The sequence below is a fragment of the Natrialba asiatica DSM 12278 genome (genome assembly GCF_000337555.1).
In the GTDB taxonomy this organism is placed as follows: domain Archaea; phylum Halobacteriota; class Halobacteria; order Halobacteriales; family Natrialbaceae; genus Natrialba; species Natrialba asiatica.
The window spans coordinates 47,816-61,363 of record NZ_AOIO01000039.1 but is presented as its reverse complement, the minus strand read 5'-3'; the positions used below and the strand labels follow the sequence as shown (position 1 = coordinate 61,363).

The 13,548-nt window shown below is 64.7% G+C and carries 13 protein-coding genes; 7 read left to right on the top strand and 6 right to left on the bottom strand.

Annotated features, from left to right (window positions below; genetic code table 11):
• Positions 1-65 precede the first annotated feature (65 nt).
• Positions 66-1,082: an NADP-dependent oxidoreductase gene (locus tag C481_RS17230; protein WP_049904743.1), complete on the top strand. Its 1,017-nt coding sequence runs from the start codon at positions 66-68 to the stop codon at positions 1,080-1,082.
• Between the two features lie 100 nt (positions 1,083-1,182).
• Here C481_RS17230 and C481_RS17225 read toward each other — a convergent pair whose 3' ends face one another.
• The 3 genes from C481_RS17225 to C481_RS17215 all read right to left on the bottom strand — a co-directional run bounded on the left by C481_RS17225 (position 1,183) and on the right by C481_RS17215 (position 4,352).
• Positions 1,183-1,980 carry an ABC transporter permease gene (locus tag C481_RS17225; protein ID WP_006110601.1) on the bottom strand — a complete coding sequence of 266 codons (798 nt, stop codon included), beginning with the start codon at positions 1,978-1,980 and terminating at the stop codon, positions 1,183-1,185.
• The gene (locus C481_RS17220; RefSeq protein ID WP_006110600.1) at positions 1,980-3,008 is read right to left on the bottom strand and encodes an ABC transporter ATP-binding protein; all 1,029 of its coding nucleotides are present in this window, start codon (positions 3,006-3,008) and stop codon (positions 1,980-1,982) included. Before C481_RS17220 ends, C481_RS17225 begins: the two co-directional genes overlap by 1 nt.
• 81 nt (positions 3,009-3,089) lie before the next feature.
• Positions 3,090-4,352, bottom strand: coding sequence for a site-2 protease family protein (locus tag C481_RS17215; RefSeq protein ID WP_049904742.1), 1,263 nt, complete (start codon positions 4,350-4,352; stop codon positions 3,090-3,092).
• Between the two features lie 233 nt (positions 4,353-4,585).
• On the opposite strand from C481_RS17215, the gene C481_RS17210 reads away from it, so the two are divergent.
• Both C481_RS17210 and C481_RS17205 read left to right on the top strand, forming a co-directional pair.
• The gene (locus C481_RS17210) at positions 4,586-5,116 is read left to right on the top strand and encodes a 50S ribosomal protein L16 (RefSeq protein WP_006110598.1); all 531 of its coding nucleotides are present in this window, start codon (positions 4,586-4,588) and stop codon (positions 5,114-5,116) included.
• 256 nt (positions 5,117-5,372) lie between these two features.
• Entirely contained in the window at positions 5,373-6,236 is an 864-nt protein-coding gene (locus C481_RS17205; protein ID WP_006110597.1) for an ATP-grasp domain-containing protein, read from the top strand.
• A gap of 167 nt (positions 6,237-6,403) precedes the next feature.
• Here C481_RS17205 and C481_RS17200 read toward each other — a convergent pair whose 3' ends face one another.
• The 3 genes from C481_RS17200 to C481_RS17190 all read right to left on the bottom strand — a co-directional run bounded on the left by C481_RS17200 (position 6,404) and on the right by C481_RS17190 (position 9,377).
• Positions 6,404-6,805, bottom strand: coding sequence for an Hsp20/alpha crystallin family protein (locus tag C481_RS17200; protein ID WP_006110596.1), 402 nt, complete (start codon positions 6,803-6,805; stop codon positions 6,404-6,406).
• Between the two features lie 89 nt (positions 6,806-6,894).
• A complete protein-coding gene (locus C481_RS17195; RefSeq protein ID WP_006110595.1) occupies positions 6,895-7,908 on the bottom strand; it encodes a type II glyceraldehyde-3-phosphate dehydrogenase in 1,014 nt (337 codons plus the stop codon).
• Between the two features lie 101 nt (positions 7,909-8,009).
• Complete coding sequence (locus C481_RS17190) at positions 8,010-9,377, bottom strand: outer membrane protein assembly factor BamB family protein (protein ID WP_049904741.1); 1,368 nt, start codon at positions 9,375-9,377, stop codon at positions 8,010-8,012.
• Between the two features lie 197 nt (positions 9,378-9,574).
• Between C481_RS17190 and C481_RS17185 the strand changes: the two genes are divergently transcribed.
• The 4 genes from C481_RS17185 to C481_RS17170 all read left to right on the top strand — a co-directional run bounded on the left by C481_RS17185 (position 9,575) and on the right by C481_RS17170 (position 13,451).
• Complete coding sequence (locus C481_RS17185) at positions 9,575-10,534, top strand: aminopeptidase (RefSeq protein ID WP_006110593.1); 960 nt, start codon at positions 9,575-9,577, stop codon at positions 10,532-10,534.
• A 26-nt stretch (positions 10,535-10,560) separates the two neighbouring features.
• On the top strand, positions 10,561-11,541 hold the full coding sequence (locus C481_RS17180) for a winged helix-turn-helix domain-containing protein (protein ID WP_006110592.1): 981 nt from the start codon (positions 10,561-10,563) through the stop codon (positions 11,539-11,541).
• 77 nt (positions 11,542-11,618) lie between these two features.
• The gene (locus C481_RS17175) at positions 11,619-12,671 is read left to right on the top strand and encodes a M23 family metallopeptidase (protein WP_006110591.1); all 1,053 of its coding nucleotides are present in this window, start codon (positions 11,619-11,621) and stop codon (positions 12,669-12,671) included.
• A gap of 126 nt (positions 12,672-12,797) precedes the next feature.
• Positions 12,798-13,451: an HVO_0476 family zinc finger protein gene (locus C481_RS17170; protein ID WP_006110590.1), complete on the top strand. Its 654-nt coding sequence runs from the start codon at positions 12,798-12,800 to the stop codon at positions 13,449-13,451.
• The last annotated feature ends 97 nt before the right edge of the window (positions 13,452-13,548 follow it).

The window sequence follows — 13,548 nt, the reverse complement described above, 5'->3', positions numbered from 1 at the left end:
TTGCAGCACCGGCACCGACTTCCGCGAGCCGGTGTTTCATCTGTCGCCGACCGCTACGACTCGGTATGGCAGAAACCAGACGGTGGCGACTCGCCAGCCGCCCCACCGGCGAACCGACCCGCGACAACTTCGAACTCGTAACCGTCGACCGTCCCGAGCCCGGTCCGGGCGAGGTCCTCGTGAAGACCCTCTACCAGTCCGTCGACCCCTACATGCGCGGTCGAATGCGCGACGCCGAGTCCTACGCCGAGCCCTGGGACGTCGGCGACCCGATGCAAGCCGCCATCGTCGGCGAAGTTCTCGAGTCGAACCACGATCGATTCGAGGCAGGGGATGTCGTTACGGGCGATCTCCTGTGGGCCGAACACGCCGTTACGGATGGGGACGAACTCCGCCCTGTCGACCCCGACCGCGGCCCGGTCTCAACCGCCCTCGGCGTCCTCGGCATGCCAGGCGTGACCGGGTACTTCGGCATGCTCGATGTCGCCGACCCCACGCCCGGCGATACCGTCGTCGTCTCGGCCGCCGCAGGCGCTGTCGGTTCCGTTGCGGGCCAACTCGCCCGTCTCTCGGGTGCTCGCGTCGTCGGAACCGCCGGCAGCGACGAGAAATGCGACTGGCTCACCGACGATCTGGGATTCGACGACGCGATCAACTACAAGGAGGTCGACGATCTTGGACAGGCGATGGCCGAAGCGTGTCCCGACGGCGTCGACGCGTACTTCGACAACGTCGGCGGCCCGATCACGGATGCCGTCTGGCGGCTGTTGAACGTCGACGCCCGCGTCGCGGTCTGCGGGCAGATTTCGATCTACAACGCCACGGACGTACCGACCGGACCGCGAAAACTCGCTAAGTTGATCGAAACCCGCGCCCGCGTCGAGGGATTCCTCGTCAGCGACTACGACGACCGCCGGAACGTGGCCCTCGACCGGCTCTCGACGTTCATCGCAGACGACGCCCTCCACTACCGTCACAACGTCGTCGACGGCTTCGAGAACGCACCCGATGCGTTCCTCGGACTGTTCGAGGGCGAGAACATCGGGAAACAACTCGTCCAGGTCGCCGAACGCGACGCCTAGAGGCGGACCGCCGTCCGCGAACTCCGACCGGGGATTTCGAACGATCGTTTTCCGTCCGTCGTTCGATGCTGAGTCGGGCGTGCATCGCTCGTCCGACGACTCAGTCCGTCAACCCGTATCCGATCTTGAACAGGTAGACGTCGAGTGTGAGGACGCCGGCTGTCAGCACGACCAGCACGCCGAGCGAGAGCAGCGGCGCGAACTCGCCGACGGAGGCCGGTGTCACCGCGAACATGTCGGAGTAGCCGAGCAGCCCGTACCGGACGCTATCGACCATGTAAACCATGGGGTTCAACAGCGAGACGGCCTGCCAGACCGGCTCGAGCATGGTCAGCGAGTAGAAGACCGCGCCGAAGAACACCAGCGGGCGAAGGATGAACTGATTCATCACGGTGAGGTCGTCGAAGTCGCGAGCGATCAGCCCACCGATGATCCCGAAACCGGCGAAGAGCGCGGCGATGACGACCATCGTTACGACGAGGAACACGGCGTGTTCGACGGTGACCGGAACGAACAGAGCGCCGATGACGGCGACGATGACGCCGACAATCAGCCCGCGAACCGCGCTCGCGGCGACGTAGGCGACGACCATCTCGACGTAGGACAGCGGTGAGGTCAACGTCTCGTGAATATACTCGTTCCACCGCCCGTGGAAGATCGAGAACGAGGCGTTCTCGAAGGCGTTGGAAATCACCCCGAGGACGACGAGTCCCGGGATGAGAAAGAGGATGTAGCCGATGCCGTCGACGGGCTCTTCGATGCGCCCGCCGAGAATCACCCCGAAGACCGCGAAGTAGAGCACGTTCGTAATCGCCGGCGGCATGAACGTGTTCTTCGGCCGGCGGACGAACCGCAACACCTCGCGCTTGAAGAGCGCGCGAAAGCCGACGGAGAGCATCAGGCGACTCCCTCCTGTTCCCGCTCGGATTCGTATCTCGACCCCGGATCGTCATCGGTCTCGGCGGCTGAACTCGGTGCATCCGATCGCGTCACCGAGCGATCCTCCTGTCTCGTCATGTCGACGAAAATCTCCTCGAGCGACGTGCGCGAAATCTCGAGATCGGCGATCTCGTAGCCCATCGTCTCGAGTTCACTCAGCAGTTGCGGGGCGGTCGAGCCGCCGTCGTCGACGCGGACTTCGAGGTGGTCGCCGGTGACGGTCACGTCGTGGGCGTACGCGCCGAGTTCGTCCGCGACGGTGGCTGCGGTGTCCGGCGGCGACTCGAGGCGCACGTCGACGGTATCGGTGCCGCGCTGTTTGAGGTCGTCCGGCGTGGCGACGGTGACCTTGTGGCCCTCGTTCATGATCGCGACGCGGTCGCAGAGGCGTTCGGCCTCTTCGATGTAGTGGGTCGTCAGGAGGATCGTCGTCCCCTCGTCGTTGAGTTCGGTGACGAGGTCCCAGAGGTCGTGGCGCAACTGCACGTCGACCCCGGCCGTCGGCTCGTCCAGGATGAGGAGGTCGGGATCGGTGACGAGCGCCCGTGCAAGCAGCAGTCGTCGTTTCATCCCGCCCGAGAGCCAGTCGAAGCGCTCGTTGCGCTTGTCGTAGATACCGACGCGTTTGAGTACCTCGTCGGCCCGTTCGGCGGCCTCGTCCTCCGAAATCCCGTGGTAGCCGGCCTTGTGCATCAGCACTTCCTTGATGGGGAAGAACCGATCCACGTTGAACTCCTGTGGCGCGAGGCCGATGGCGTCGCGCGCCTGGCGGTAGTCGTCCTCGACATCGTAGCCGAAGACCCGCGCCTCGCCGCCGGATTTGCGGACGAGGCCGACCAGCGTGTTGATAAACGTCGTCTTGCCGGCCCCGTTGGGGCCGAGCAGGCCGAAGAACTCGCCCGACTCGACGGTGAGCGAGAGTTCGTTCAGCGCTCGGAGATCACCGTAATCCTTCACGAGATCGACAGTATCGATGGCCGGTGGCATCGACACATCGTCAGCCACGGCTGCGGTTAAGAATGTTGGTCTCGGCACGGGAGACGGGTGTTTTAGCGGGAGAACGGGGTGTCAGTCCGCACGCTGTGTCTGTGAGAGTCCGACGGCACCGCTCTTCTGGACGATATCGAAGGCGGTCATGACGTCGGACCGCGAGATCAGGCCGACGAGGTCGTCGCCTTCCCGTGGCTCTCTCAGTTCCGTGGCGGACTCCGTAGAGCCATCGGTGCCGAGGGGCTGGGTTTGGGTTCGTGTCGGCGACTGTCGTTCGACGACGAGGAGGCGTCCGATATCGTGCTCTCGCATCCGTTCGATCGCGGTCATCGCGTCCGAGCCCGCCGAGATGGTCTGGAGGTCCGTCGTCATGATCTCCTCGACCGTGTAGGCGTCGCGTTCGACGGGTTTGATCTCGCGGGCGTCCGAGAGCGTCACGAGGCCGACCAGCCGTCCGTCATCGAATCCGCTCGCATCGATGACCGGATAGCCCGTGTGCCGTTCGCTGAACATCCGCTGCACCAGCTCTGCGACCGACGTCTCCGGCGAGACGGTGTGAAGATTGCCCGCGGGGGTCATGATGTCGGCGACGGTCACGTCCTGGAAGGCGGCTTTCATCGTCACCTGCTGGGCCTCGCTCGAGGCCGCGATGTAGACGAAGAAGGCGATCCCGATGAGGATGATATTGAGCTGAAACAGGCCGAACAGCCCCATCAGAACCGCGAGCAGCTTCCCGACGCTCGCGGCCTGCTGGGTCGCTTGCGCGTACGGCCTCGACCGGGCGAGAAACGCCCGCAACACGCGTCCGCCGTCCATCGGGAACGCCGGCAACATGTTGAACGCGGCGAGCGCGATATTCAGGATTGCAAGATACGCGAGAACGAACCGCGCGCCGTCGAGTCCGACCGGCGCCACGGTAAAGAGGACGAACGAGCCGACGCCGACGAGCACGGAGACGATCGGCCCGGCGACCGCGATCGTGAACTCCTGTCGCCAGTCCTCGGGCATCTCGGTGAACGACGCAACCCCGCCGAACAACCAGAGTGTAATCGAGTCGATCGGAAACCCGTACCGCTGGGCCGTCAGCGAGTGCCCGAGTTCGTGTAACACGACGCCCACGAACAACCCGAGCGCCGCCGCGAGACCGAAGAGCCACGGATTCACCCCGGACGTGATGTACCCGATGTCGATTCCGGCACCGAGGGTGGTGTTCAGGATGTCCGCAACATCGCCGATCTGGGACCCGATGAGGTACGCAAACAGCGGGAGCACCAGCAAGAACGTGATATCGAGTTTGATCGGTATTCCGAAGAGAGAGCCGATCCGGAAACTCCTCAACATGCCTTGTGTTACCCCCGGCGGAACCATAAAGACGCCGCCGAATTCCACCGACTGTGGCGGTTCATGTCGCGACGTTCGATCCGCGACTCGCACTGTGGCCGGCCCCGATCGAGTCGTCGTTTCGAACTCCGATAGATCGATCCGTCGGACGGCGTACCGATACTGAACTCGAGCGCGTGCTTCGAAGGCTTTATCCGGACGGTAGGCCTCCGTTTTCGTAAGTAACCACAACCATGTCCGACAAACCCGCCTCCATGTACCGGGAAATCAGCAAGCCAGCCTACACGCGACGCGAGTACATCACTGGCATTCCCGGCTCGAAGATTGCACAGCACAAGATGGGCGACCTGCAGGCAGACGCCGAGGATTACCCCATCCAGATTAGTCTCATCACGGAAGAGGAAGTCCAGCTCCGCCACGGTAGCCTCGAGGCTTCCCGGCTCTCGGCGAACCGCCACATGCTGAAAAACGCCGGCGAGGGCAATTACAAGATGATCCTGCGCAAGTTCCCCCACCACGTCATCCGGGAGAACAAGCAGGCGACCGGCGCGGGTGCAGACCGTGTTTCCGACGGGATGCGCCAGGCGTTCGGGAAGATCGTCGGCACCGCCGCCCGGATCGATCAGGGCGAGCGCATCTTCACGATCTGGTGTGACGTCGACGACGCCGAGTTCGCCAAGGACGCGCTCCGTCGTGCGTACAACAAGATCTCGCCGCCGTGTCGCGTCGTCGTCGAGAAGGGCGAAGAGCAGCTGATCGCGTAAAACCGAAGTTTTGCTCTGCGGACGCGGCTTCGCCGCGCCCTCGGCAAAAATTCGATTAAAAGCACTTCTCCGTCCGTTCCCTCACTCCAGATAGTCGTTCGTCCGCATCAGTCGTCGGCCCGTTCGTTCGCTCGGCTCACTCGCGGTCGGGAACGGTGCGATTGCCCCCTTCCGCCGAGTCGCACTCCCGGTCTCGGAGTGCATTCAGGTCGCAGTCTCGAGCAGCTTTTTACCGCTTCCATCCTGACTCCCGAGCATGATCGATCTCGCGGTTGCCAACGACCAGGAGACGTTCCGGCGGATGCGCGACCCGCTCGCCGAGCGCGGCGTTCGCGCCCACCACGTGCCCGTGAGCGAACGCGTCATCCCGCTCGGAGACCCGCCGTGGTCGCCCGACGAGTTCAGCGCTGGCTTCGTCTATCCGGGGCGGCTCATGGAGGGTGGCGTCGCCGATGCGCTGCTCGACGTGTCGTGGCTCAACGACCGCGATGCCGTGCTCACCTCGCGGAACAAGGCCGACGTGCTCGCCCGACTCGACCGGACCGGGCTCCCGGTCCCGCGGACGGAGTACGTTTCGAACGACGTGTCCGAGTCCGAACTGACGGCCGTCTTCGATCGGTTCGAGCCGCCGGTCGTGGTCAAACCGAACTCGACGACGCGAGGCGTCGGCGTCGCGAAGGCTCACGACCTGGATTCGTTCCTCGGTATCTGTGATTACCTCTCGCTGGTCCACGACTATCGAGCGACCGGCGACCGCTCGTTTCTCGTCCAGGAGTTCCTCCCCGAGGCGACCGATTACCGGGTGATGGTCCTCGAGGGCGAGTATGTGGGTGCGGTCGAGCGTCGACTTCCCGATGATGCGATTTCATCGGGACAGTGGAAACACAACGTCCATCGGGGGGCGGAGGCCACCGGCGTCGACCTGCCGGAGCCGTGGCGTGAACTCGCCGAGTCGGTTGCACGGGCGCTCGAGATTCCGTTCGTGGGGGTCGATTTACTCGTTACGGGTGAGGCGGTCGTCGTCAATGAAACGAACGCGCGACCGACGATCGACGAGGAGACGAAATACGAGCCGGACTTTTACGATCGGCTTGCGGCTGCGATTCGTTCCCGGGCGTGAGTAGCCGACTGACGAGTTCTCGAGCAAAGCGCGTCTTTCCGTGTGCTGCTCTCGCGCTCTCATGCCCTCGTGCTACCGCTCAGCGATATCGATACTCGATGGATGGTGAACGATGAAGGACGAGGGGGGATAGTGGGCGGCTGAAACGACTGTTTGACCGCGAAGACTTATTCGAGACTGATTCCCGAGGACTGCTCTGCGGGATCGAAGACGACCTCGAGAACGCCGTTGTTGTAGGTTGCGGAGGCCGTGTGTTCGTTGACGCGCTGAGGGAGGGTGATGCGTTCGTCGTACTGACGGTGGTCGCTGCCGGCGGAGATGGTCAGCGTCTTGCCGTCGCACTCGAGGTCGATGTTTTCCTTTTCGACGCCGGGGAGGTCGGCGACGACGCGGAGTTCGTCGTCCGTCTCGTGGATGTCGACGTGGGTGTCCATGCCGAAGCCGCTGTCGATATCCCGAGAGGTGTTGAAGTTGACGTTCGCATCGCTGTTGTTCATCATCTCGTTCATCATCCGCTCGATCTCACGAAAGAGGTCGTCGAAGGGCTCGTCGCGGTCGTCTCTTCGCATAAGGACTGGTAGTGGCCCGTGCGGGAAAAACTTTCTGTCGGAACTAGTTGTTTCGATGACCGGTGTCTGGCTGTGCGTTTGGCCTGGCTCTAGAAGCCGATTCCGAGCGCCTCGTTGGTCGTCCGGATGCTTTCTTCGGCGTCGGCGCTACCGGTGACCGCCCGGATCGCGTCGACGTTCTCGGGGACGACATCGCTTTCCTGATGAATTCCCTGGAAGAGATACAGGTCGCGACCGACGGTCGAGATGGACTCCTCCCAGACGGCGTTCTCCCAGATGTCGCCGCGCGGACGGCCCGCGTCGAGGGCGTACTCCTTGAGCTTGCCGCTGCCGTCGATCGACATGCGTTCCGGAATCAGGAACAGGCGCGACTCGTCGCCGAACAGGTCGCGAACCTCGGCGGCGTCGACCGCTTCCTCGAGCGTGACGTTGAGGCTGTGCATGTGCATCAGCGTCGCCGGCACCTTCATTCCGAGCGTGTCGATGTCCAAGTCGTCGAAGATCGTCTCCACGTCGGGGCCGTGGTGGGACGGAATCGTCACCGGGTCCGGAAGGACGTCGTTGATCGGACCGCGGGAAGTCTGGCCGGGATCGCCGCCGCGCCGGACGAGCGTCGCGCGGACCTTCTCGACGCCGAACGTTTCGCGAAGCGGCGCGATGACGCGCGAAAGGCCGGTCGTGTTACAGGAGACGACCCGGACGTGATCGGCGTCGACGGCGTCCTCGAAGTTCGAGCGGGCGTTGAAACTGGTGTCGACGAGTTCGGCGTCCTCGCCGCCCTGGTAGAGCGCGGGCGTGTCGTACTCCTCGTACAGCGATTTGTTCTCGGCACCGATACCGGAGGGCGTGGCGTCGACGACGATGTCCGCGTCGGCGACGAGTTCGGCGACGGGCCCGGCGATGTCGAGGCCGGCGGCCGCGAACTGATCTTCGCGTTCCTCGATGGCGGCGTAGAGGGGGAATCCCTTGTCGATGGCCGTTTCGGCCTCGAAGTTCGGCCGCGTCTTGGCGACGCCGAGGACTTCCATGTCGGGCTGGGCTCGGACGGCGTCTGCGACGCGTTTGCCGATGGTACCGTAGCCGTTGATCGCGACCTTGATCATTGTCTGTATCCGGCAGTCCACTACCGAGTCGGATAACCGTTTCGAGGCTTCTCGGGGGATTTTTACTCGGTTGAGAGTTTCCAGGCGGGTTCGATCGCGGCTCAAAAGCGGAGTCCGTACACGGCATCTCGAGTGCCGACGTACACGAGTTCGTCGACGACGTGGCTCCCAATATCGGCGATCGGCACCGCCGAGTGATTTTCGCCGCCGAACTCGTACCGGTGGATCGCGTCGGCGGTCACGACGTACACCGAGCCGTCGGCGGCCGAAATCGAGCGGGGTTCGGTTTCGGTTTTCGGTTTCGGTTTCGCGCCCGCTTGCTCCTTCTCGCCGCCGAGTTCAGTCGACCACCGTTCGTCGCCGGTGAGCGCCAGCGCGCGCAGGGTTGCGGGATCGGAGTCGGAGTCCGCGTCGGAAGCGATGTAGGTGCGCTCGTCACCGTCGGTTTCGGCGCTCGCAGCGACGTGGATCGTCCGATCGGTATCCGTATTGGTCTCGTCGCACCAGCGTTCCGTTCCGTCCGCGGCGTCCATCGCGAAGAGGTCGTCTCCGCGAACGACGAAGACGGTCCCCCGGACGACGGCGCGGAGTCGCTTCACCGATTCGAGTTCGGTCGTCCAGCGTTCGGTGCCGTCGCCGGCCGAGACCGACCCCACGCGCTCTCGCGTCGTGAAGAAGACGGCGTCCGTAACTTCGAGCGACGAGAGCCGGTTCCCGGCGTCGTAGCGCCACCGNTAGAAGACGGCGTCCGTAACTTCGAGCGACGAGAGCCGGTTCCCGGCGTCGTAGCGCCACCGTTCGTCGCCGTTCGCGAGGTCGAGCGCGCAGAGGACCTCGTCGTCGGTGACGTACGCGGTGCCATCGACGACGGTTTCGACCGTCGGACTCGGTGGTGCGGGGTCGCTCTTTCCCTCGTCCTCGCCCCCGACCGAGACGGCCCACAGTTCGTCGCCGCTGTCGCGGTCGAATCCGCGGACGACCCCGTCGTCGCTGCCGACGACCAGCAATCCGTCGGCGAGACGCGGCCGGTGATAGACGCTTCCCGTCTCGCCCGTCCAGCGCTCGGTGCCGTCCTCGGAGAGCGCGTAGACGGACCCCGAGCCGCTACCGATCGCGTCGTCGCCGTAGCCGGTGTAGACGAACTCGTCGACGATGGGTGCTGTGTACGAGCTGTACCCACCCGTTCGTCCGAAGCGCCACTCGGGCTCGCCGGTCGCGGCATCGAGAGCGAGGACGCCGCCGGTGCCGTCCACGAAATCCTCTCGCCCGTAGAGGATGCCGTCTCGAACGGTTTCGACGCTGCCGCCGGTGTCGTACCTCCAGGCGATCTCGTCGTATTCGTCGATCTCGTCACCGCCGTTCGGCGCACCGTCTGCCGACGCGTCGAGACACCCCGCAACGGCGACGGTACCGACCGCCCCGGCCGCGCCGACGACGCGGAGGACACCTCGGCGAGTGAACTCGTTCATACGGTGATCGTCGCGAGTCGTCCCCATAACTATCAGCCAAGGTGAAATGTTCGTTGTAGCGATTCCAAAAGAGCGTTTGGCGTCGGCTACTGCGTCGTCGCACCGGCAGACGGACCGTAGCCGATCGGCTATCGAGTTCACCAGCGTGGAACCGCCGGAGGGGAAGACATATTCGCTCGCCGTGCCCACGCTGAGGTATGTCCGCTTCTGATTCCGATCTTCGCGGTCCGTCCACGACGGCCGTCGAACAGTGTCTGGCGCTCGAGTCGGGCGAATCCTGTGCGATCATTACCGACGACAAGCGCGAGCCGATCGGCGAGGCCCTCTACCAGGTAGCGAGCGAGATCACGGACGACGCGGTGATCGTCCGCTACCCGCCGGGAGAAACCCACGGCGGCGAACCGCCCGCGCCGGTCGCGGCCGCGATGGCCGGCGCGGACGTCGTCCTCGCCCCGACGACCAAGAGCCTGAGCCACACCCGCGCCCGCACCGAGGCCAACGAGGCCGGTGCGCGCGTCGCCACGCTCCCCGGCATCACCGAGGAAGTCTTCACGACCGGTCTCGACGCCGACTACGAACTGATCGCCGACCACTGCGCCGACGTTCGCGAACAGGTCGACGGCGCGGGCGAAATCCGCGTCACCGCGCCCGCAGGAACCGACATCACGTTCGGGATCGGCGACCGCGAGTTCCTCTCGGACACCGGCATCGTCCACGAAGCCGGCGTCATGTCGAACCTCCCCGCGGGCGAGGTGTTCGTCAGCCCCGAGACCGCGACCGGCACGTTCGTCGTCGACGGGACGATGATGCCCCACGGCCTGCTCGATGACGAACGGCCCCTCTCCTTCGAGGTCGAGGACGGCTTCGTCACGGACATCTCGGACGACGACATCCGTGAGACGGTCGAGAGCGCGGCCGAAGACGTGGGCGACGCCGCCCGTAACCTCGCGGAACTCGGTATCGGAACCAACGTCGCCGTCACCGAACTCGTCGGCTCGGTCCTGCTCGACGAGAAGGCCGGCGGTACGGTCCACATCGCTATCGGCGACGACGCCGGTATCGGCGGCGACGTGGAAGCGCCGATCCACCTCGACGGCATCATCCGCGAGCCGACGGTGTACGCCGACGGGGAAGAACTCGACCTGCCGGGACAGTAACCGGCTTCGCTCGCACATCGGTCGCCATGGACGACACGACGGACGACTCCGACGCCGAGATGGACGCGAATACGAACAGGGAGACGGACGCGGACGAGTTCACCGCGGAAAACGCAGATACGGACGCCGCCGCTCCCGCGCGCGTCGATCCCGCGGACGCCTTCGCCGCGCTCGGGAACTCGATTCGCGTCGATATTCTTCGGGCGTTCCTCGAGCACCAGCAGGCGGCGGCCACTCCGGTCGTCCAGTTTTCGACGCTCAGGCGAGCCGTCGGCCTCCGCGACTCCGGCCAGTTTCGCTACCACCTCGAGCAGCTCCGGGGCGCGTTCGTCGAGAAGTGCGACGGCGGCTACCGACTCACGTACGCGGGCTCAGCGGTGCTCACCGCGATTGTCGCCGGAACCTACACTGACACCGATACGCTCGGACCGACGCCGCTCGACAGCGCGTGTACGTTCTGCGAAGCGGCCGTCTCCGCAACCTACCGAGACGGGGTTCTCACCGTCTCCTGCGGGAACGAGCATCCGCTTTTCGTCTGGGCGCTGCCGCCGAACGCGGCGGCGGGCGCGTCGATCGAACACTTGATCGAACTCGCGACGACGCTCGCCTTCCAGTCGTACGAACTGGTCGTCGACGGCACGTGTTCGGAGTGCTATTCGTCGATCGCGCCCGGGTTCGAGTCGACCGGCGACGGCACCGACGACGCAGCCGGACGGTCAATCCGTTTTACCGCCGCCTGCGACGCCTGCAGCGCTGCCTGGTCCGTTCCGGTCGGATTCGTGCTCCTCACCCACCCCGAAATCGAACGGCTGTACCACCGCCAGGGCCGCCCCCTGCGAACGCAGTACTGGTGGGAACTCGAACCCGTCACGTCCGCCGTCGAACTCGAGTCGAGCGAGACGGACCCGCCCCGCGTTCGGTTGTCGGTCGACATCGGCGATACGACCGTTCGGGCGACCCTCGACGAAACGGGCTCGGTCGCTGAACTCGAGTTCGCTACTGACTGAGTCGCGAAAGATATCGGAATGGTTATAGAAACGTTCTTCGCCAAACGTTGATCCCGACTCGGTCTGTGGGGAGCAGTATGGCAATACGACATCCGGTCGATTCGGATGCGGGGGCTGATCCGGGCCGGCTGAGGGCGATCGCGCGTCGCCTTCCCGATCCGATAACCGTCTCGTTACTCGGATTTCTGTCGATTCCCGGCTACCTGTTCGACTCTCTCGAGGGGCTCAAACTGTTCGCGCTCTTCTTTCTGGCGGCCTTTTGGCCGATTCTTCAGTTGATCCCCGGACTACTCTCGGGTGCGGGTTCGGACGGCGACCGGACGGACCCGGCACCGAGGGACTGGCTCGAGACGGACGACCGGGGAACGTCCCTTCGGATGGTCGTTTCGATGCTCCTGATTCAGTTCCAGCCCGTGCTGTTGGTCACCGGGATCGGACAGATGGCCGGCCAGTTGCCGGTCCTTGCGCGGTATCGAGGGAGCCTGCCGTCGCCTGCGGACCACGAGAGCGAGGTTGACTACCGGCTGCCGTTCGAGGGGACCTGGACGGTCATCAACGGGAGTCCGGACCGCGAGTATTCACACTCCTGGGGACTGTACGCCCAGCGGTACGCCTACGATTTCGTAATCACCGACGAGGACGGCCGAACGACCGATGGGGATCGAGGACCGCCAGACGAGTACTACTGTTTCGGGGAGCCGATCCTCGCTCCCGCCGACGGGACCGTCGTGAGCGTGCGAAACGACCACCGCGATTACCACCGGACCGACGGCTGGCTGGACCCGCTCCAGCGGAGCATCCTAGGAAATAACGTGATTATCGAACACGACGGCGAGTACAGCGTTCTGGCCCACCTCCAGCGCGGTAGCGTCGCGGTCGAACCGGGCGACTGCGTCGCCCGGGGACAGCGGATCGCCCGCTGCGGGCACTCGGGGAATTCGACGGAACCGCACCTCCACTTTCACGTGCAGGATCACCCGAATTTCTTCCTCGGGGCCGGGCTCCCGGTGCAGTTCGCGAACGTCAGAACGGCGCACCCGGACGCGGAGTCGCGTTCGCACGAGCGCGGATACGTCCACGCAGGCCAGCGGGTGACGCCCATCGGCGACGAAACCGAACCGACCGAGTGACGGCTGACCACGATTACCTGACGACTGCCCACCCGAGACAGGTGGCGAGAACGCCCGCCGCTACCGAGCGCTCGGACCGATTCGCGGTCCAATCGCCTTTTAGGCACGTAGCGTCTACGCCGTGCTATGAACGATATTCCGGAGCGCATTCCGACGGCGTGTCCGTCGTGCTCGCCGGACCTCGAGACGGTCCACGAGGTCCTCACCGAGGGCGGCGGCACCCTCACCGTCCGTTGTAGCGAGTGCAGCCACGTCCACAAGATCCAGCCCGAACGAGAGCGCGAGATCACGCTTGACGTCATCGTCTCCCAGGACGGCGAGTCCTTCTCGGCGAACGTCACCACCCCCGAAGACGAACCCGTCGAAGTCGGCGACGAGTTCATCCTCGAAACGGAGGCCGTCCTCTCGACGGTCCGCGTGACGAGCATCGAACTCGAGGGGCACAAACGGGTCGAGGAGGCCCCGGCGGACGAAATACAGACCGTCTGGACGCGCGAGGTCGACAACGTCTCGGTCAGCGTGACGATCCACCCGCAGGACGGCTCGCGGGACGACAGCCGAAGCATTACGGTCCACGTCCCTGGCGACTACGAGTTCGAGGTCGGCGAGATCGAGGAGTTCGGCGACGACGAGTTCGAAATCGATGCTTTCGTCGTCCGCGATGCGGTTCAGGGGTATCACCGCGACCGATACGAAATGGAAGGCGATACGGTGCCCGCAAAGGACACGAAGCGGGTCTACGCGTACGATCAGACGACGAGTGCGTGGTCCGCCTGGTAGGGGGCCTCCGTGACGTGCTGTCGCCGACCCGATCCGGTGACGGATGGGACGGCGCTCGCGTTCCGTGCCGAGCCGGCGCTCGGTAGTCGACGATACC

Coding starts and splice junctions, on each gene's coding strand:
- C481_RS17230 (WP_049904743.1), top strand. CDS start 66: ATGGCAGAAACCAGACGGTGGCGACTCGCCAGCCGCCCCACCGGCGAA.
- C481_RS17225 (WP_006110601.1), bottom strand. CDS start 1,980: ATGCTCTCCGTCGGCTTTCGCGCGCTCTTCAAGCGCGAGGTGTTGCGG.
- C481_RS17220 (WP_006110600.1), bottom strand. CDS start 3,008: ATGCCACCGGCCATCGATACTGTCGATCTCGTGAAGGATTACGGTGAT.
- C481_RS17215 (WP_049904742.1), bottom strand. CDS start 4,352: ATGTTGAGGAGTTTCCGGATCGGCTCTCTCTTCGGAATACCGATCAAA.
- C481_RS17210 (WP_006110598.1), top strand. CDS start 4,586: ATGTCCGACAAACCCGCCTCCATGTACCGGGAAATCAGCAAGCCAGCC.
- C481_RS17205 (WP_006110597.1), top strand. CDS start 5,373: ATGATCGATCTCGCGGTTGCCAACGACCAGGAGACGTTCCGGCGGATG.
- C481_RS17200 (WP_006110596.1), bottom strand. CDS start 6,805: ATGCGAAGAGACGACCGCGACGAGCCCTTCGACGACCTCTTTCGTGAG.
- C481_RS17195 (WP_006110595.1), bottom strand. CDS start 7,908: ATGATCAAGGTCGCGATCAACGGCTACGGTACCATCGGCAAACGCGTC.
- C481_RS17185 (WP_006110593.1), top strand. CDS start 9,575: ATGTCCGCTTCTGATTCCGATCTTCGCGGTCCGTCCACGACGGCCGTC.
- C481_RS17180 (WP_006110592.1), top strand. CDS start 10,561: ATGGACGACACGACGGACGACTCCGACGCCGAGATGGACGCGAATACG.
- C481_RS17175 (WP_006110591.1), top strand. CDS start 11,619: ATGGCAATACGACATCCGGTCGATTCGGATGCGGGGGCTGATCCGGGC.
- C481_RS17170 (WP_006110590.1), top strand. CDS start 12,798: ATGAACGATATTCCGGAGCGCATTCCGACGGCGTGTCCGTCGTGCTCG.